This is a genomic window from Streptomyces sp. WAC04114, assembly GCF_019733245.1.
Taxonomy (GTDB): Bacteria; Actinomycetota; Actinomycetes; order Streptomycetales; family Streptomycetaceae; genus Streptomyces; species Streptomyces massasporeus_A.
In genome coordinates, this window is record NZ_JAIGQA010000083.1 from 14,476 (window position 1) to 31,743 (window position 17,268).

Genomic DNA, 17,268 nt, shown 5'->3' on the forward strand with positions numbered 1-17,268 from the left:
CCCCGGAACGGGTGGGAGCGCTCCCATCCATGCCGCGCACCTTCCAGGAAACTGACACACCATGAGCACGTCAAGGAGTTGGGGTCACCCGGCTCTCGGTCGGCGACGACGCCTGCCGTCCGGTCCGGACGAGCGCGGTGATCCGCTCCACCGCCTCCTCGATCTGAGCCAGGCACTGCTGCACTTGGGGCGGGGGCGCACCGAGCGGGTCTTTCACGTCCACATCACCCATACGGGTCGACACGGCGCCACGGCGAGCGGCCGCGCCCCGTACGAGAGCAGCGAACCGTGCGGCCGGATCCAGCATGCCCGCGGCGTCCTCGGACCGCGCCAGCCGGGCGAACTCACGGAAGGTGAACGCACGGGACAACGCACGCACAGGGGAGAGCCGCACGGCGGCCTCACGATGCTCCCGCGCGGCGCCCAGCACCAGGTCCGCATTCTCGACCATGCCCTCGGTCAGCCGGCGGGAGCCCGCCCCGCAGGGCCGCAGGCCGCGTGCGGCGAGGAATGAGGTGACAGCAGCCGCCGCGGGCACACCCGCGACGGCCCGGGTGCCGGCACTGCTCACGTCGATCACGTGCCGATGCTCGAGCAGCTGATGCCTGAGCAGGCACTCGGCAAGCGGAGAGCGGTAGAGGTTGCCGGTGCAGACCACGAGTACGCGGAACGGGGGCACGCACCCCTCCAAAAGGGAAGAAGTGGAGATCAGGACGGGCGACGCGGGCGGGTGTCGCCGCAGTTCATGCCGGACGGGGTCGGAGTGGTCGCCGCAGACCGACCACCTTGATGAGCCCATTAGCGCATACCGGGCGATTTCGATCCTCGAACCCGGGGCAACGGCGGCCAGTCCGGTGATCTGCATACACCATAGGGCGCCATATCACCCAAAGAAGTCTAACGAGCCTCATTCAGCGCTATCTATACACATACCGTACTCGGGGTCGGACCATGCCGTCGCCTATATCCACTTGAGGAGCGTGAATGCGATGACGGCGTCATCGAAGTGTCGTGCCGCTTTCGCGACCGCGGCAGCCTCGGCTGTCCTGGCCGCAGTTCCAGCCATCGGGGCCCAACCCGCCCACGCCCAGCCCTATCCACCCGACCCTCCGAGCCTGACCCTCACCGCCACCACCGTCGTCGCAGGTGACGACCTCGGCTTCACAGGGACCGGGTTCGATCCGAACGAGGGCGTAACCGCAGTCCTGTTCTCGAAGCCGATCAAGCTGGGCCGCTTCACCGCCGACGCGAACGGCACGGTGGAGGGCACCGTCACCATCCCCAAGTGGACGGACCCGGGCAAGCACATCTTCCGCCTCAAGGGCGTGGAGTCGAAACTGTCCTTGAAGGCCAAGATCTTCGTACGCCCGCACAAGCCTCACCTTGCCGACACCGGTGACGACCGCTCGCTCGTCATGGTGGGCGGAACCGCAGCGCTGCTGGCGCTCGGGACCGGTGCGGTGATGGCCGCCCGGCGGCGGAAGCACAACTGACCACCCGCCGACCGGACAGTCGCGAGGCCTGTGCAATACCGGCGGCCGACAGCGGATACCCCGACGCATCACGTCACCGTGCCGTCGGAGTACCCACTGTCGGCCGTTTCGCGGCCCCGGCCTGAAGCAGACTCCACGGGGAAGGCTCCCGCTGGACTGCCGCTGCCCCTCACGCAGTCCAACGGGAAGCCCTGGGGCGACTCCCCTCCGGCCCGGCTCCGGCCGTCGCGCAGACCGTCAGCGCCGCAGCGTCCCGGACTCCAGGTTCTCCACGTACCAGGCGTACGTCCGGGCGATCCCTTCCCGCAGACCGATACGAGGAGCCCAGCCGAGCGCGGTCAGCCGGGACACGTCAAGGAGCTTGCGCGGAGTACCGTCCGGCTGTTTCATGTCCCACTCGACGCTCCCCCGGTACCCTGCGACGTCCGCGACGAGCTCCGCCAGCTCCCGGACGGTCAGATCCGTGCCGGTGCCGACGTTGACCGGGCCGTCGGCGTCGTAGTGCTCCAGCAGGTGGAGGCAGGCCCGGGCCAGGTCGTCCACGTGCAGGAACTCCCGACGCGGCGCCCCGGAGCCCCAGTTCACGACCCGCTGTGCTCCCTCCCCGCGGGCCTCGTGGAAGCGCCGGATCAGCGACGGCAGTACATGGGAGTGCTCCGGGTGGAAGTTGTCCCCGGGGCCGTACAGGTTGGTCGGCATCGCGCAGATCCACGGCAGTCCGTACTGGCGCCGTACGGCCTGGACCTGCTGGATGCCGGCGATCTTGGCGATGGCGTAGGCGTCGTTGGTCGGCTCCAGCGGGCCGGTGAGGAGGGCTTCCTCCCGGATGGGCTGGTCGGCGAACTTGGGGTAGATGCAGCTGGATCCCAGGAACAGCAGCCGCTCGACCCCGTGCGCCTGTGCGGCGTCCAGCACATTGACCTGGATCCGCAGGTTGTCGGAGATGAACGCGGCGGGCCGGGTGGCGTTGGCCTTGATCCCGCCCACGCGCGCGGCGGCCAGGACCACCACGTCCGGACGGACGGCGGCGAACCAGTCGAAGACCTCGCCGCGCTCGCGCAGATCCAGTTCCGCGGACCCGGGCCCCACCAGGTCGGTGAAGCCCTCCCGCGCCAGATGCCGCCAGACGGCCGAGCCGACCAGTCCACGGCTTCCGGCCACGAGCACCCGGGCCGAGCGGTCCAGCGGGCGGTCGGCGACCCCGTACGGCTCCGTCACCACGGCGGTCACGACTGCACGCTCCGTTCGGCGGCCACCGGGCGCGGCAGTTCGTCGGCGAGCACCGCCACCGGAGCGGTGAGCGGGGCGTCCGGCCCGCCGCCCGGAGTCAGGGCCGGTGCGGTGCCGGCGGACGGCCTGCGCCGCAGCGCCCGTGCGATCCGCGCCAGGCGCGGGAGGCGGAGGACCCTGGCCAGGCGGGCGAACCGGCCCGCCTTGTGGCACTGCGGCCGGTACTCGTAGGCGTACCCCTGGGCGCCACGGTCCTCCTTCGGCGACGCCATGTTCAGGACCGTGCCGACCACGGAGGCGCCCACGTGCCGCAGGGAGCGCAGGGCCTCGGCGATCTGGTCGCGGCTGGTGCGGGAGGCCCGTACGACCAGGAGGTAGCCGTCCACCTCGGAGGCGATCACGGAGGCGTCCGCGACGGGGAGGACCGGAGCGGTGTCCACCACGACGTGGTCGAACTTCTCGGCGAGGCCGCGCAGTACGGCCTTCAGCTGGGCGCTGCCCAGCAGTTCGGTGGGGTTCGGCGGCACCGCGCCGCTGGTCAGTACGGAGAAGGAACCGGCGGACTGCAGCAGTTGCTGCACCTCGGCCTGGCCGATCAGCGCGGTGGTGAGCCCGGCGTCCCTGATCACGCCCAGGGTGCGGGCGGTGGAGGGACGGCGCAGGTCGGTGTCGACCAGGCACACCGAGGCACCGGTCTCGGCCAGGGTGGCGGCGAGGTTGACCGCGACACTGGTCTTCCCCTCGCCGGACAGCGGGCTGGTCACCGCGATCACCTTCGGCGGCCGGTCCACGTCCACGAACTGCAGACAGGTGCGCAGCCGCCGGAAGCCCTCGGCGCGCAGGCCGTGCATGTCGTCGCGGATCGACAGCGGCCGGCTGGTCGCCTGGGGGTCGTACACGATGCTGCCGAGCACGGGCGGTCCGCCGAATCCGGCCAGGGCGTCGGCGAGCGCCTTGGACGTGCGTACCGACGAGTCGAGCGTCTCCCTCGCCAGGGCGAAACCGGCGCCGAGGATCAGACCGGCCAGGAGCCCGAGTGCGATGTTCACGCCCGGCCGCGGCGAGAAGGGCGCGGCGGGCACGGAGGCCGGCTCGGTCACGCTCAGCCGCACCGGCGACGACTCGGCGTCGACCGGGCGCTCGAGCCCGCGGATCACCTCGGTGAACCTTTCGGCGACGGCGTTGCTGATCCGCGCCGCCCGTGCCGCCCGGGTGTCGGTGACGGTGAGCTGGAGGAGCACCGTGTCGGGCTGGGCCGTGGCGCTGATCTTGCCGCTCAGCGCGGCCGGCGACATCTTCAGCTTCAGCTGCTTCACGACGTGCCCGGTCACCAGGGGGCTCGTCGCCACCTCGGCGTACGACCGGACACGCGCCTGGGTGAAGAGGTTGCCCTGGGCGAGCTGGGCGGTGTCCTCGTCGGTGCTGCCCTGCAGCGAGACGAAGAGCTTGGCGGTGGCCCGGTACTCGGGGACGGCCGTGTAGGTGAGGAGTACACCGGCCGCCGTGCCGAGCAGCGTCAGCACGGTGATGGCGCGCCAGCGGCGAGAGAGGACTCGTAGGTAGTCGCGAAGGTCCAAGGTGTCCGTCCCCGATCGGATCCGGTGAAGGGGTGGGTGGTGATGGGTGGGGCGGTGCCCCACCTTACGGCGAAAGGGGTGAAAGGCGACATAACGCCACATTGCATAAGAAATGCAGTAATTGTCCCCTACACTGGTGCGGTGCCGGGGGTGCCCACCTGCACCCACCTGCAATGGAGCCTTCCGACGCCTCTTGAAACCTCATCAGCCAAGGAGCGCGTGTGACCCTCAAAACGGCACTCATCACCGGCATCACGGGCCAGGACGGCTCCTACCTCGCCGAACTGCTGCTGGAGAAGGGGTACCGGGTGCACGGAATCGTCCGCCGCGCCTCCACCTTCAACACCGAACGCATCGAGCACCTCTACCGCGACCCGCACGACCCGGAGGCGCGCCTCTTCCTGCACTACGGGGATCTCACCGACGGGACGCGGATGACGGGCCTGCTGGAGCAGGTGCAGCCGGACGAGGTCTACCACCTGGCCGCCCAGTCCCATGTGCGGGTGTCGTTCGACGAGCCCGAGTTCACCGGGGACACGACAGGGCTGGGTACCACCCGGCTGCTGGAGAGCATCAGGAGGACGGGCCTGCCCTGCCGCTTCTACCAGGCGTCCAGCTCGGAGATGTTCGGCGCCGCCCCGCCTCCCCAGGACGAGGCCACCCCCTTCCATCCCCGCTCGCCCTACGGGGCTGCGAAGGTGTACGCGTACTGGGTCACCCGCAACTACCGCGAGGCGTACGGAATCCACGCCGTCAACGGCATCCTGTTCAACCACGAGTCCCCGCGCCGCGGCCCCACGTTCGTGACCCGGAAGGTGGCCGTGGCCGCCGCCCGGATCAAGGCCGGCCTGCAGGACGTGGTCCACCTCGGCAACCTCGACGCCCGCCGCGACTGGGGCTACGCCGCCGAGTACGTCGAGGCGATGTGGCTGATGCTGCAGCAGGACCGGCCGGACGACTACGTGATCGCCACGGGAGCCAGCCACAGCGTGCGCGAGTTCGTCGACGAGTGCTTCGCCCACGTCGGCCTCGACTGGCGCGACCACGTGCGCTTCGACGAGCGCTATCTGCGCCCGACCGAGGTCGACCACCTGATCGGCAACGCCTCCAAGGCGGAGTCGCAACTCGGATGGCGAGCGACCGTCCGCGCACCCGAGCTGGCCCGCCTGATGGTCGACGCGGAGCTCAACGTCCTCCGGAACGGCCTCGCGCCGGGAGACCAGGCCGCGCCGACCGCCGTTCCCGCCCCGGCCGCGCGGTGACCCGGTGCTCGCCGACCGCATTCCGCCCGGGGGCGCTCCGCGCGGCGTCGCCGTCCTGATGGCCAGTCACAACCGCCGGGACCGGACGCTCGCGGCCATCTCCTCGGTACACGCCCAGACCGGCCTTCCGGCCGGCACCCGCTGCACCGTCCACCTCGTCGACGCCGGCAGTGCCGACGGCACGGCCGACGAGGTGCGGGCCGCCTTCCCCGGCACCGACGTGGTGACGGTCGGCGCGGACGTGCACTGGGGCACCGGTACCGGGATCGCCGCCACCCGGGCCGATCCCGCCGCCCATGTGCTGTGGCTCAACGACGACGTGGTCCTCGACCCGGGCGCGCTCGCCGCACTGCTGCGCGCCGCCGCACCCCTGGACCGCCCGGCCGTCGCCGTCGGCGCCATGCGCTCCGGTGACGGAACCCGCACCACCTACAGCGGCTACCGCCTCGTCAGGTCCCGGCTGCGGCCCCCGGTCCTGGAACGGGTGGAACCCGACGCCCGGGACGCCACGCCGTGCGACACCTGCAACGGCAACGCGGTGCTGGTCACGGCCCCCGCCCGGCGGGTCCTGGGCGACCTGGACCCGGCCTTCCCCCACCGGATGGGGGACCACGACTACGGGCTCCGGGCCCGCCGGGCCGGCATCCCCGTACTGCTCGCACCGGGCCACGTGGGCACCTGCGACGACAACGCGGGCGCGGTGCGGGGTACTTCGGCCGAACCCGGACTCGACGCGCGCACCGCGCTGCGGAGGCTGGTGTCGGTGCGGGAGCAGCCGCCCGCGCCGTGGTGGCGGTACTGCCGCCGTCATCTCGGCCCCTGGGCCCCTCTGGTCTTCTGCTCCCCGTATGTGAAGACCGTCCTGAGAGCCGGCGTGCGCCCGCCGGGATCCGTACCGCGGCACCGGCAGTCGTCCCTTCGCGCGGACCCCTGAGCAACCGGTCCCGCGGCCGGACGGGAAAACCGACCGTGCCACCGGCCGCGGGGACCGGTTCGGCCCGCGCATCCCCACACCCCAGAACGGATCACGGTGCGACTCCTACCCGTTGACCCGCAGACCCTGCTGATGCTGCTCACGACGCTTCCGGTCGTCGGGCTGCTGCTGTGGGTCTTCGCCCGGCACTGCGGGATCGCGATCGGCCTGCTGCTGGGCACCCAAGTCTGGGTCGTCGTCGCCGACGGGCAGACGGCCGCCCTCGACATCGGCGTTCGCGTGTACCCGACCGACATCCTGGACGTGTGCGCGATCTCCGTCGCCCTGGTGCGCGTGCCCCGCCTCAACCCCAAGTCCCACGCCGGGGTGGCGGCCCTGCTGGCCATGGTCGTTCTCACCGCCTGGTCCACCCTCCGTGGGGCGGCCGCCTTCGGACTGCAGGCCGCGGGAAACGACTCCCGGACGTACTTCTGGCACTTCCTCGCTATCACCCTGTATCTGGCCACCGCACCGCTGAGCGCCTCGCTGAGCCGGATCGTCCCCCGGGCCTGGCTGGCCACCGCGGCTGCGTACGCGCTGCTCGGTGTGGCCGGCTGGGCGGACCGCGGACTGCATGCGGCGAACGCCCATCTCGCCGTCGACGGTGTGACGGTGGACTCCCGGCCGGTGCCCGCCGCCGCGGCACTGGTCCTGGCCCAGGCCGCGATGCTGTTGCTGGCTCCGGGTGCGTCCGCCCCGCCGGCCGCTGGTGTGCCGGACCGCGGTGGCACGGCGAGCGGACCGCGGGTGGAGGGCAGACACCTGACGGCCTTCGTGTTCCTCGTCCTCGTGGTACTGCTCCAGCACCGGACGGTCTGGGTGGCCACCGCGATGATGGGGCTGGCCTGGTGGGTGCTGCGTCCCGCGCGCGGCGGACAGCGCATCGTGTCGGCGGGCGCGGGAACGCTCGCGCTCTGCCTGGTGGCGCTGCTTTACGCCGTCGGTGCCTTCGGCGCGATCGGCGGTTCCCTGACGGACTCGTTCAAGGAGACGCAGGGCACCCGCAGCACCTTCGCGTGGCGGATGCTCGGCTGGCAGGATCTGCTCGAGGCCCCGCGGACCCTCGTCCAATGGCTGATCGGCGCGCCGTTCGGGTCCGGCTACGAGCGGTTCATCGGGGGCGGCCTCGTCACGGTGTCCCCGCACGACTACTACCTGCACATCATGCTGCGGCTCGGACTGGTGGGGCTGCTGGCGCTGCTCGTCGTCTACGTCCGGACCTGGAGACGGCTCGTGCGAGGTGGCACCGCGACCCTGGCCCTCCGTGTCGTGATGGTCGGCCAGCTGGTGCTGTTCGTGTCCTACTCGGCCTTCCCGGAGCAGGCGGTGCTGCTCGGTTTCTGTCTGTGGCAGGCGCGGCTCCGGTCGGCCGACGGGCTCCTGCCGACGCCGTCGCCCGACGCTCCCGCCCCCGTGGCACCCGTGCCACGTCCCGAGCCGCTCGGCCGATCCGCCGTCATGAAGCAGGAGGGCGCAGCACCCTCGGAGACCGCCGGAACCCGTGAAGGCACAGCGTGTAAAACATCGCGATCAGTGACAAAGCTGACATAAGCCGATCACAATGGGCGGGTGACTCTTCTTCACCGGGCCCGCAAGGCCGTGCAGCGCTTCGGATTCGACGTGAACCGGTTTCCGGAGTGCTCCTACGACTACCGCATGGTGCGGCTGCTGCGTCATTCCGGCGCCGACGTGGTGCTGGACGTGGGGGCGAACCGCGGTCAGTACGGGCACAACCTGCGGCGATTCGGGTACCGAGGACGCATCGTGTCCTTCGAACCCCTGCGCGGACCGTTCGAGGCGCTGCGCCGCCGGGCGGCCGCGGACCCGCTGTGGTCCGTGTTCCCGTACGCCCTCGGCGACGAGCGGACCTCCGTCACCCTGAACGTGGCCGGAAACAGCGGACTGAGCAGTTCCGTACTGCCCATGCTGTCCCGGCACGCCGAGGCGTGCCCGGACTCCCGGTACGTGGGCCGCCAGGAGGCCGAGCAGTACCGCCTCGACGACCTCTGGCCGCAGCTGGCGGAACCCGGGGACCGCGTCTTCGTCAAGCTGGACGTCCAGGGCTACGAGGAAGCCGTACTGAGGGGGGCCGAGGATCTCGCGCGACGCTGCTGCGGACTGCAACTGGAAGCGTCCTGCGTCCCCTTGTACGAAGGCGGTTCCCTGCTGCACCAGGTGATGGACAGTGCGCAACGGCGCTACGGCCTGACCCTGATGGCGGTGGTGCCCGGCTTCACCGATCGCCGGACCGGCCAGATGCTCCAGTGCGACTTGGTGTTCCTCCGCGACCGGGAGCCGCCGGGGCCACCGGAAGCGGCACCCGGGTCCTGATCACTGCGCCTGCGGCCGGGTGGTCCGGCTGCGGCGGAGGTCCGGTACCCGGAGAGGGAGCAGGCCACGGGCGGCAGCCACCCTGTACAGCGGAAGCCGGGTGCGCAGCGGGCGGCAGAGGACCACGGCGAGCCCGACGGCCGGCAGCACCAGCAGGACGGCAGGACAGGGCAGGCCGGCGGCCGTCCGGGACAGCGCGGCTCCCGAAGCGTACGCTGCGAGCCCCAGAGCTGCGTGCACTGCGTAGCCGACCCACAGACGACGTGCCTCGACCACGCCGTGACCGCGCCACTTCCACATCTGAACTGCGAGACCGCCCAGTTGACCTGCCAGGGCGGCCAGGGCCAGCAGAGTGAGGCTGTCTCCGGCGGTGGCCAGCACCGCCCCCGCGAGGGTCACGACCGCCGCCGCGGCCTGTGCGGCCGCCATCCGGCGGTGGGAACCGCACACCGTGTCCACGGAGAGCCCGACCGCGTACACGACGGCGACGGCGGAGAAGAGGCACAGCGGGGGCACCAGTCCGGCCGCTTCGTCCCAGCCCGGTCCCAGGAGCAGTCGCAGCGCCCCGGACCCGGCCCCGGCGAGGAACGCGAACGGCAGAAAGGACAGCGCGGAGGCTGCGAGCAGGACGTCGGTCGCAGCGCGGCGGACGGCGGGCTCCTCCCGGCCTCCGGGCGGGCGCGCCTCCGGCGACGGCTCCGGCGCCTGCGCACGCACCCTGGTGAGGGCGGGGGTCGTGACACGGGTCAGGCCGGCCGCGAGCGTGGTCAGGAGCAACCCGGTGAACAGTGTCGACCGCGAGTAGTACCCGGCCGCGACAGGACCGAGCACCGCCCCGGCCGCCCACAGCGGCACCGTGTTCGTGACGTACTGGGCGAGCTGGTGTCCGGCCAGGAACCCGGAGGATCCCGCGAGTTCGCGGTACCGGCCGGGCCAGCCGCCGGTCCGGTCGCCCGGCGGCGGCAGGCGCCGGGCGACCAGCATGCCAGCGAGGACCGCGATGCCCAGCTGGGTGGTCACCGAGGTGGCGGCCAGGCCCAGCGGGTTCCAACCCGCCGCCAGGAGCAGGGTTCCCGTCAGCAGCCCGGCGGCCAGCGCCCCGGTCTCGACCAGGACCGCGGCCCGCTGGGCCTGCAGCCGCCGCAAGCCGGCGGCGCTCACCGCTCCCACCGGAAGAAACAGGAACTGGAGGCCCAGCACGCGCAACAGCCCCGTCGTCTCGGGGGCGTTCCATACCTCGGCCCACAGCGGGGCCGTCGCCTGCACGAGGGCGAAGCACACGAGTCCGCTGAGCAGGCCCAGTCGGACCGTCGCCACCAGCAGTCCGCGCGTGAGCTCTCGCGAACGCAGCACGGTCGTGGCGAGTCCGGCGTTGGCGAAGTAGCCCAGCAACTGGGTGATGGACAGCGCGGACGCGAAGGCCCCGAAGGCCGCGGCGCTGACGGCGCGTCCGGTGTACGCCGTGTATCCGATCTGGAGGAGGGACGCCACGACGGCCGCCGAGTAGTTCCACAACGTCCCGCTGACCACCGCGTGGGAGTGCGGACGCTCCTCACCGGGGAGGACGGTCTCTTTCCCCGTCCGCGCTCCACCCGCCGGGCCGCCGTCGATCCTCACCCCCGGTGTTCCTCCTGGGCCGCGATCCGCTGCCATGGGTCGGTGGGCGGCGAAGGCAGCGGCACGAACGCGCCCAGCATGAACTGGACGGAGTGCAGATCGGTCAGGCGCGAGCGCACCCAGCGGCGCAGTCGCTCCGCTGCAGAGTCCAGCTCGTGCTGCTCCTCCCGCAGCAGGTCCCCCACGCGGTCCACCGCGTCTCGGGGAGTGCGCATGAGGTGCAGCCCGTCCTGAGGACCGGGCAGCCATTCCATCCCGGGCCGGCCCTGGCCGACGTGGACGCGGCCCGCGGCCCCGGAGATCGGCAGCCGGTCGGAGAAGTACCCGGGGTACCGCCCGTAGTGGTCCCATCCCACGCTCATCCGCGCGGAATGGAGGACGGCGATCTGCCGCTCGAAGGGGACCGGGCCCCGGGCGTGCGGACCGTGCCAACCGGAGCCGAACACGCCGAGCCGACAGCCCAGGCGTCCCAGCCCGCGGACGACCCGTACCCGCTCGCCTGCGCCCGGCAGACGGGGGAGGATCCGGGCCCGCACCACGCAGTTGCCGATCGTCACCACGTCGAACACGGCTGCGTCGCCCGGTGGAGCGGGCTGGTCCTGTTCGGGAAAGCAGTCCAGCGGCAGGGTGTGCGGCACGTAGCGGACCGGCTTGCCCGCGATGCGCCGCAGCATGGCCAGTTGCGCGCCTCCGGCGACGCTGAACACGGCGTCCGCCGCGCGGAGCCACGAGCGGCTGGACGGGGGAAGCCGTTTGTTGCCGCCCCAGGCGTCGCCCTCCTGGTACACCACGGGAGGCGAGCCGGCCAGCCGCAGCAGCCGTGCGACCTCCCCGTCGGAGAAGGGGAATCCGTGCGGGGACTGGACGAAGACCACGTCGGGTCGGGACTCGACGACCGTGGCCTCCAGCGATTCGACTGCGGCCCGATGCCCACCGCGGAGCAGTTCGGCCCGTGGCGCGGCCGGTACATGACTGAGGTGTCCTTCGGCCTGCAGTCTCCGGAAGGCGCCGGTGAACCGGCTGCGCCGCGTCAGCTCGGTCTCGTTGTTGAGGTGCAGCACCACCGGTGCGCTCACTTGTGCTCCTCGCGTCCAGGGTCACCGTCGCCACGGGCCTCCTGCGGCGTCTTCGACAGGCCGGGAACGTCAGTCCACGAGGAAGTTGGCGTACCGCGGCGGTGGCACGAATCCGGGCGGGGCCGGCACCACTCCCTCCCTCCCGAGGTGGCGGATCTGCCGGTATCCGAGTTCGAGAACGGCCCCGCGCAGCCTCTCCAGGGCGGTTCCGTCGAGGCACTCGGCGATGATCGTCGGACGGTGGGCCGAGATCGTGCGGCTCATGCCGCTCAGCACCTCGGGTTCCAGCCCTTCGACGTCGATCTTCACCAGATCGACGGGGAGGTCCCCGATCGCGTCGTCCCCGGTGGTGACGTCGACTTCCACCGTGTGGTTCGAGGGCCCCGCCGCGAGCAGGGAGGCGGCGGTGGTGTCGGCCGGGATCCCGAGGACCGCCCGGCCGCCGGCGCTGGACAGCGCCTTCTCGACGAGGACGACCCGGTCCTGGAGACGGTTGACCTCAATGTTGCGACGCAGTTTGCGCATCGCGGCCGGATTGGGTTCGACGGCGACGGCCGTCAGGCGCGCGTTGGCCCGGCAGGCCAGCAGGGTGTAGATGCCGGAGAAGGCGCCGATGTCCACGAACCCCCGGGCGTTGCGGGCGAGGTCGAAGAAGACCGGGTGGGTGGTCTCCTCCCAGTGGCGCATGTTCGTCCAGATGAGGCTGCGGGCCAGGATGTCGTCGGCGTCGCTGGCGTAGCGGAACCCACTGCCGTCCGGCGCGCGGAGCGTCCATACGCCGGTGGGGTGGAGGCGCTTCCATACGGCGTTCGGCACGCAGCCGCGCATCGTGGCGAGTCGGACGGCCCGCTGCACACCGGGGAACCGGAACAGCGAATCGCGGGCACTACGCAAGGTGTCGTGCACAGTCACGCAGGTCAACGTACGGCAGCGGCCGCGGAGATCCGCGGCCAACGCCGAAGTGTTGGTGTTCTTCCCGACCGCTTCACTCCTCGGCACCAGTGACCCGGTGGGCGGCGGTTCTCCGCGGCACCGGACCCGGGGGTCATCCGGCGACGGGCTCCGCCCGCTTCCGGCCGGCGCGTGTGCGCCGAGTACGAGGCTCGGGCGTTCTGAGCGACGCCACGTAGTTGCTCACCCCGCGGAAGTGCTCGAGTTCCTCGGTGTACTCCCGCACGGGCAGCAGGACCCCGCCGGGGCAGATCCGCCACAGCCGGTAGCCGAGCGGGGAGAGCAGGTCCCAGAAGTCCCGGAAGAAGGTGCGGGAGTAGACGTTGGCCGAGCCGAACTCGAAGGCGATGGTCGTCACCTTCCCGTCCCCGAGACTGCCGGCCGCTCCGCGCAGCGCCTGGAACTCCGCTCCTTCGATGTCGAGCTTCAGCAGGTCGATCCGCTCGATCCCCCACCGCTCCACCTCCCGGTCGATGGTGGTGACCGGCACCTTCTCCTGATGTGCCGTCATATCGCCGAAATAGGAGTCACGGCGGCGGTGGACGGACGCCACGCCCGAGCCCGGTGTGTCGGCGAAGATCGTCGCGGAGCCCTCCTCGTCGCTCACCGCGGCGGGAATGACCACCTGGTTGGGGATCCCGGCCCCGGCCAGCGCCGACTGGCACGCGGGCTGTGGTTCGAACAGGAAGAAGCGGCCGGTCCGCGTGCCGAGGGCGGAGCGTAGCCCGGCCGACCACTGGCCGTAGTTCGCACCCACGTCGAAGACCACGGGGGCCTCGACGCCCTGGAGGCAGCGTCGCGCGGCGACGATCTCTCCACGCAGGTCCCAGCCGGTCCCGGCGCCCCTTCCCTGGAGGATCTCCAAGTAGATCTCTAGCAGACGGGTCCCCTGCCGCATCCGCCCGCTGCTCGCCAGCCGGCACAGCCGGGGCGCCGCGGCCTTGGCGGTCCGGCCGAGGAGGCCGGCTTCATGTACCTGCATGCGGATTCCTTTGGTCTCGTTCCATCGCCTGCAGCAGCCCGTCGCCGAACCGCGCCGCCATGCCCTCCGTCGTGTACGCCGCGACATCGCTCCGACAGGCCGTACGGAGGGCCTCCAGCCGTGCGGGGTCGCGCAGCAGCGCGGTCACGGCGCCGACGTAGGCCGTCGGGTCGTCCGGCGCGACCAGCGCATTGCGGCCGTCGGCCAGGTACTCGAACTCGGGGGCATGCCAGGGCCAGTCCGTGGTGACGACGGGAGTGCGCAGGGCGAAGGAGTCCACCGCGCAGAGTCCGACCCGGCCCGGCATCAGCATGACGTCGCTGACCGCCCCGAGCGGCGCGGTCCCCGCTCCGCCCGTGTGGCCGATCGCGACCACCGGGCTGCCGGGCCGGTTCGCGGCGGCGTCGACGAGGTGCCGGTCGGCGCCGTCGCCCGCCACCAGAAGCCGGAATCCCGGGAGTTCGGCAGCGATGCGGTCGGCGCAGTCCAGAAGGAACGGGATCCGCTTGGGCGTGTCCAGCCCGCCGAGATAGAGGGCGGTGCGCCCCTCGCTCAGGCCGTACCGCTCCCGCAGCAGGGTGGCCTCGGCGAACTCCGCGGTCCCCGGCCGCACGGCCCGGGCGCGCGCGGCCACGAGTTCCGCGGTGTCGACGGAGTTGCGCACCACGGTGATCCGGTCGCGGGGGAATCCCCGCGAGGCGACGTGCGCCGCTCCGCCCTCGGTGTAGGCGAAGAACCAGGATCCCAGCCGGGTCAGCGCGCCCTTCACAACGGCTTCCAGACGGCTCGGCGGCTTGGTGTACGTCCGGCCGTGCCCCCAGAACGCGACCCGGGGGGCGTGCCCCGGGCGGCCCGCCGAGCGGAGCAACAGCGGGTACGCCTCCAGGTTGTGCAGCGCCTGCTCCAGTACGACGAGGTCCGCGCCGGCCGCCCGGCCCTGCACCCGGCGCCAGAGCAGGGACCGCCCGCCGGGTACGGGAAGACGCCGGGTGGGGACCTGGGTCGCGCATGCGCAGGATGCGGCGTCCCCGCGTTCGGCCTGGTGCGGGGGCGCCGGTCCGTGCAGCACCTCCAGATCCACGCCCTCGGACGCCAGGCGGGCCTGCAGAAGGTCGAAGAAGGACGTGCGGTAGCCCGGGACGTACGGCTGCACCACGACCACGCGGAACCGGGCGCCTTCGGCGGTCAGCATGCCCGCTCCGCGACGCCGGCTCGTGACAGGGCTTGTGCGTACACGGCCTCCATGCCGGCCGTCCAGGACCGTGCGCTGTACCGCTCGGCGTGCACCCGTCGGCAGCGCTCGCGCAGCAGGGGGAAGCGCTCGCGGGCCGCCGCGAGGGCGTACGGCAGTTCGTCGGAGCCGCCGTAGACCGACCCCGTACCGTCCCTGCGCACACTGTCCGCCGCCGCCGATCCGGCCAGGGCGAGCACGGGCACTCCTGCCGCCAGTGCCTCCTGGCAGACGAGGGCGGTGGCGGACTCGGGGCAGGCGCTGGGGAAGACCAGACCCGTGTAGTGGGGCAGCCGGGCGGCGATCTCCCTGCGCGAGAGCGTGCCGAGCAGCCTGACCCCGCCGGGCGCGGCTTCCCTGCAGACCGACTCCAGCGGCCCGGAGCCGATCACATCGAGGGGTTCGCCCTCCGGCCAGCTCCGGAGCAGGGGAAGGATGCCCTTCTCCTCACTGAGCCGGCCCGCGTACACCCAGCGCGTGCCCGCGCCCGGGGCCGGCGCGGTCCGGCCCTCCGGGGCGGCCGGGCTCGCGGGCGCGACGAAGTTGGGCAGCAGGGCCAGCTTTTCCGGCGGCACGCCGAACCGCAGGTACAGGTCCCGGCTGCGCTCGGAGAGCGTCACCAGCCGCTGGGCGCGCCGCAGCAGGGGGTGGGCTGCCGTTCCGCGCCGGCCGGCCCAGGCGAGGGGGAGCGTCGCTCCGCGGCCGCCGCGGTAGCACCCGTGCCGCAGCCCGGTCCACCGGTCGCCGTCGGGGCACGCGGTGCACACCTTCCCGTCACGGAAGAGCGTGGCGGCCGCGCACACCGGCCGGTAGTTGTGGAGCGTGGCGACCACCGCACCCGGCCAGCGGTCCAGCCAGTCGGTGGCGAAGTTGGGAAAGAGATTGTGCACGTGCACCACATCGGGGTCGAGCCGGCGGAGGTCGGCGAGCGGCGACCGGCCGCGGCCCGTGGCGACCCGGACCGCCGCACGCAGGGTGTAGCCCCGCTCGGTCTCCAGGTCGTCGGTGTGGGCGGCGACCAGGGTGACGTCGTGCCCGGCGGCGCGCAGCGCCTCCGCCTGGTCGAGCACCGCGGCGTTCTCCCCGCTCGGCCGGCGGGAGGAGTAGAAGCTGTGCACCAGTGCCACGCGGTAGGCCGCCGGGTTGCTTGGAGAAGTGCCCGTACCGGGACGGGTTTCCTCTTGTGCTGGCATGCGCTGTGCTGCTCTTTCCGGTTGTGGGTGGGCGGTTGCGGTTGCGGTTGCGGTTCCGTCGGCCGCCGCCGACGGGGACCGCCGGCGCTTCAGCGACGGTCCAGAGCGGCCTCGTACAGCCGCTCGGCGAACTCGGCCTTCGCGGCCCAGGTGTGCTGCCTGGCCCACCGAGGCCCGGCCTCCGCCGTGCGGCGGCGGGCCTCCTCGTCGGCGAGCACCCCCGCCAGCGCGTCGGCGAGGCGCTGGGGCAGGTCCGCGGGGTCGCCCAGCGGTACGGGGGCCGCGCAGCCCGGCGCGGAGAAGTCCCCCACTCCCTGGTGGTCGAGATGCACCACGGGCAGCCCGCGCGCCCACGCTTCGAGGTTCTGCACGCCGAAGGAGTCCCGGAGGCTGGTGAAGAGCAGCACGTCCGCATCGTCGTACGCGGCGAGGGTGTCCTTCCAGGGCAGTCGGCCCCGGAAGGACACGGACCCGGTGAGCCCCAGCCGGGCGGTGAGCCGCTCCAGGTCCGCACGGAGCGGGCCGTCCCCGAGTACCACGAAACGGGCGTCGGGAACGCGGGCCGAGAGGTGCGCGAACGCTCTGAGGGCCAGCTCCGGGGCCTTGATGGCGGTGAGCCGTCCGACCCACAGCACGGTCGGGGGGCGTCGGCGCCGTTCCGGCGGCTCCCGCCGGGGCTCGCGTAGCAACGCGTCGGGCACGCCGTCGCTCAGGACCAGTCGGGGGTCGGAGCGGCCCAGGCGGCGGGCCCGTCGCGCCGTGTCGCGATTGGTGGCCAGGACCAGAGCCGCCTCCCGGAGCGTCGCACGGCATGTCGGACGCAGGCTCATGCCCCGCACCCACAGCAACTCCCGCACCATCTCCTGGAAGTAGGCGGGTCCCAGCCAGCGGCGGTGGCTGTGCGGCGCGGTCTGCCCGCCGCCCACGGGGCCGAACACCAGCGGAGGTCCGAGCCGCCGCAGCGCGCTGCCGCCCACGAGCGAACCGTACGAGACGTGGTGCACCAGATCGGCGCGGTCCAGCCCGTTGACGCGCGCGTGTGCGAGGGCGCGCCGCTGCCATCCGTCGTAGTGGACGAACTCCAGGGCCTGGCTGCGCAGGAAGCCCGGCAGCACGCCCACCCACCAGGGCCGGGGCGGGGCGGGGACGACGTGGGTCCTGATCCGCCGCCCCACCGCGCCGAGGGCCTCGATGCGCCTGCCGATGTGCTCCGTGTTGCCGCCGTGGGGGCGGGTCAGCAGCTCGACCGTGTGCCCGCGCCGCGCCAGCGCCTCAGCCCAGGCCCAGCCCATGCCCGGCTCGGTGCCGCGGCTGGGGTCGCAGGCGTACGAGGCCAGCACGATGCGCAGCGC

15 protein-coding genes are annotated in these 17,268 nt (G+C 72.4%); 5 read left to right on the forward strand and 10 right to left on the reverse strand.

Annotated elements, in window-relative coordinates; translation table 11 throughout:
- Window positions 1-70 precede the first annotated feature (70 nt).
- Window positions 71-865 (reverse strand): hypothetical protein, encoded by a 795-nt coding sequence (locus tag K4G64_RS21490; protein ID WP_260460759.1) that lies wholly within the window; start codon window positions 863-865, stop codon window positions 71-73.
- Window positions 866-989: 124 nt separating this feature from the next.
- Here K4G64_RS21490 and K4G64_RS21495 point away from each other — a divergent pair, with 124 nt between their 5' ends.
- Complete coding sequence (locus K4G64_RS21495) at window positions 990-1,493, forward strand: LPXTG cell wall anchor domain-containing protein (protein WP_221757652.1); 504 nt, start codon at window positions 990-992, stop codon at window positions 1,491-1,493.
- Window positions 1,494-1,730: 237 nt separating this feature from the next.
- Here the strand turns inward: K4G64_RS21495 and K4G64_RS21500 are convergent, their stop codons facing one another.
- Both K4G64_RS21500 and K4G64_RS21505 read right to left on the reverse strand, forming a co-directional pair.
- Window positions 1,731-2,723: a GDP-L-fucose synthase gene (locus tag K4G64_RS21500; protein WP_221757653.1), complete on the reverse strand. Its 993-nt coding sequence runs from the start codon at window positions 2,721-2,723 to the stop codon at window positions 1,731-1,733.
- A complete protein-coding gene (locus K4G64_RS21505; protein ID WP_260460760.1) occupies window positions 2,720-4,300 on the reverse strand; it encodes a polysaccharide biosynthesis tyrosine autokinase in 1,581 nt (526 codons plus the stop codon). The genes K4G64_RS21500 and K4G64_RS21505 overlap by 4 nt, the downstream gene beginning before the upstream one ends.
- Window positions 4,301-4,521: 221 nt before the next feature.
- Here K4G64_RS21505 and gmd point away from each other — a divergent pair, with 221 nt between their 5' ends.
- From gmd to K4G64_RS21525, 4 genes are all read left to right on the forward strand, one after another.
- Window positions 4,522-5,562 (forward strand): GDP-mannose 4,6-dehydratase, encoded by a 1,041-nt coding sequence (gene gmd, locus K4G64_RS21510; RefSeq protein WP_221757655.1) that lies wholly within the window; start codon window positions 4,522-4,524, stop codon window positions 5,560-5,562.
- 4 nt (window positions 5,563-5,566) lie between these two features.
- Entirely contained in the window at window positions 5,567-6,496 is a 930-nt protein-coding gene (locus K4G64_RS21515) for a glycosyltransferase (RefSeq protein WP_308122452.1), read from the forward strand.
- 132 nt (window positions 6,497-6,628) lie between these two features.
- On the forward strand, window positions 6,629-8,086 hold the full coding sequence (locus tag K4G64_RS21520; RefSeq protein ID WP_221757656.1) for an O-antigen ligase family protein: 1,458 nt from the start codon (window positions 6,629-6,631) through the stop codon (window positions 8,084-8,086).
- An 18-nt stretch (window positions 8,087-8,104) separates the two neighbouring features.
- A complete protein-coding gene (locus K4G64_RS21525) occupies window positions 8,105-8,866 on the forward strand; it encodes an FkbM family methyltransferase (protein WP_221757657.1) in 762 nt (253 codons plus the stop codon).
- On the opposite strand, the gene K4G64_RS21530 is transcribed toward K4G64_RS21525, so the two are convergent.
- From K4G64_RS21530 to K4G64_RS21560, 7 genes are all read right to left on the reverse strand, one after another.
- Window positions 8,867-10,483 carry an oligosaccharide flippase family protein gene (locus K4G64_RS21530; protein ID WP_221757658.1) on the reverse strand — a complete coding sequence of 539 codons (1,617 nt, stop codon included), beginning with the start codon at window positions 10,481-10,483 and terminating at the stop codon, window positions 8,867-8,869. It abuts the gene before it with no gap.
- Entirely contained in the window at window positions 10,480-11,559 is a 1,080-nt protein-coding gene (locus K4G64_RS21535) for a hypothetical protein (protein ID WP_221757659.1), read from the reverse strand. Before K4G64_RS21535 ends, K4G64_RS21530 begins: the two co-directional genes overlap by 4 nt.
- A gap of 69 nt (window positions 11,560-11,628) precedes the next feature.
- A complete protein-coding gene (locus tag K4G64_RS21540; protein ID WP_221757660.1) occupies window positions 11,629-12,471 on the reverse strand; it encodes an FkbM family methyltransferase in 843 nt (280 codons plus the stop codon).
- 133 nt (window positions 12,472-12,604) lie between these two features.
- On the reverse strand, window positions 12,605-13,492 hold the full coding sequence (locus K4G64_RS21545; RefSeq protein ID WP_221757661.1) for an FkbM family methyltransferase: 888 nt from the start codon (window positions 13,490-13,492) through the stop codon (window positions 12,605-12,607).
- Window positions 13,479-14,684: a glycosyltransferase family 4 protein gene (locus tag K4G64_RS21550; RefSeq protein ID WP_260460762.1), complete on the reverse strand. Its 1,206-nt coding sequence runs from the start codon at window positions 14,682-14,684 to the stop codon at window positions 13,479-13,481. Before K4G64_RS21550 ends, K4G64_RS21545 begins: the two co-directional genes overlap by 14 nt.
- A complete protein-coding gene (locus K4G64_RS21555) occupies window positions 14,678-15,916 on the reverse strand; it encodes a glycosyltransferase family 4 protein (protein WP_221757662.1) in 1,239 nt (412 codons plus the stop codon). Before K4G64_RS21555 ends, K4G64_RS21550 begins: the two co-directional genes overlap by 7 nt.
- An 89-nt stretch (window positions 15,917-16,005) precedes the next feature.
- Window positions 16,006-17,268: glycosyltransferase family 4 protein (locus tag K4G64_RS21560; protein ID WP_221757663.1), on the reverse strand; the 1,263-nt coding region annotated here is incomplete at its 5' end.

Coding starts and splice junctions, on each gene's coding strand:
- K4G64_RS21555 (WP_221757662.1), bottom strand. CDS start 15,916: ATGCCAGCACAAGAGGAAACCCGTCCCGGTACGGGCACTTCTCCAAGC.
- K4G64_RS21490 (WP_260460759.1), bottom strand. CDS start 865: ATGCAGATCACCGGACTGGCCGCCGTTGCCCCGGGTTCGAGGATCGAA.
- K4G64_RS21520 (WP_221757656.1), top strand. CDS start 6,629: ATGCTGCTCACGACGCTTCCGGTCGTCGGGCTGCTGCTGTGGGTCTTC.
- K4G64_RS21550 (WP_260460762.1), bottom strand. CDS start 14,684: ATGCTGACCGCCGAAGGCGCCCGGTTCCGCGTGGTCGTGGTGCAGCCG.
- K4G64_RS21495 (WP_221757652.1), top strand. CDS start 990: ATGACGGCGTCATCGAAGTGTCGTGCCGCTTTCGCGACCGCGGCAGCC.
- K4G64_RS21545 (WP_221757661.1), bottom strand. CDS start 13,492: ATGCAGGTACATGAAGCCGGCCTCCTCGGCCGGACCGCCAAGGCCGCG.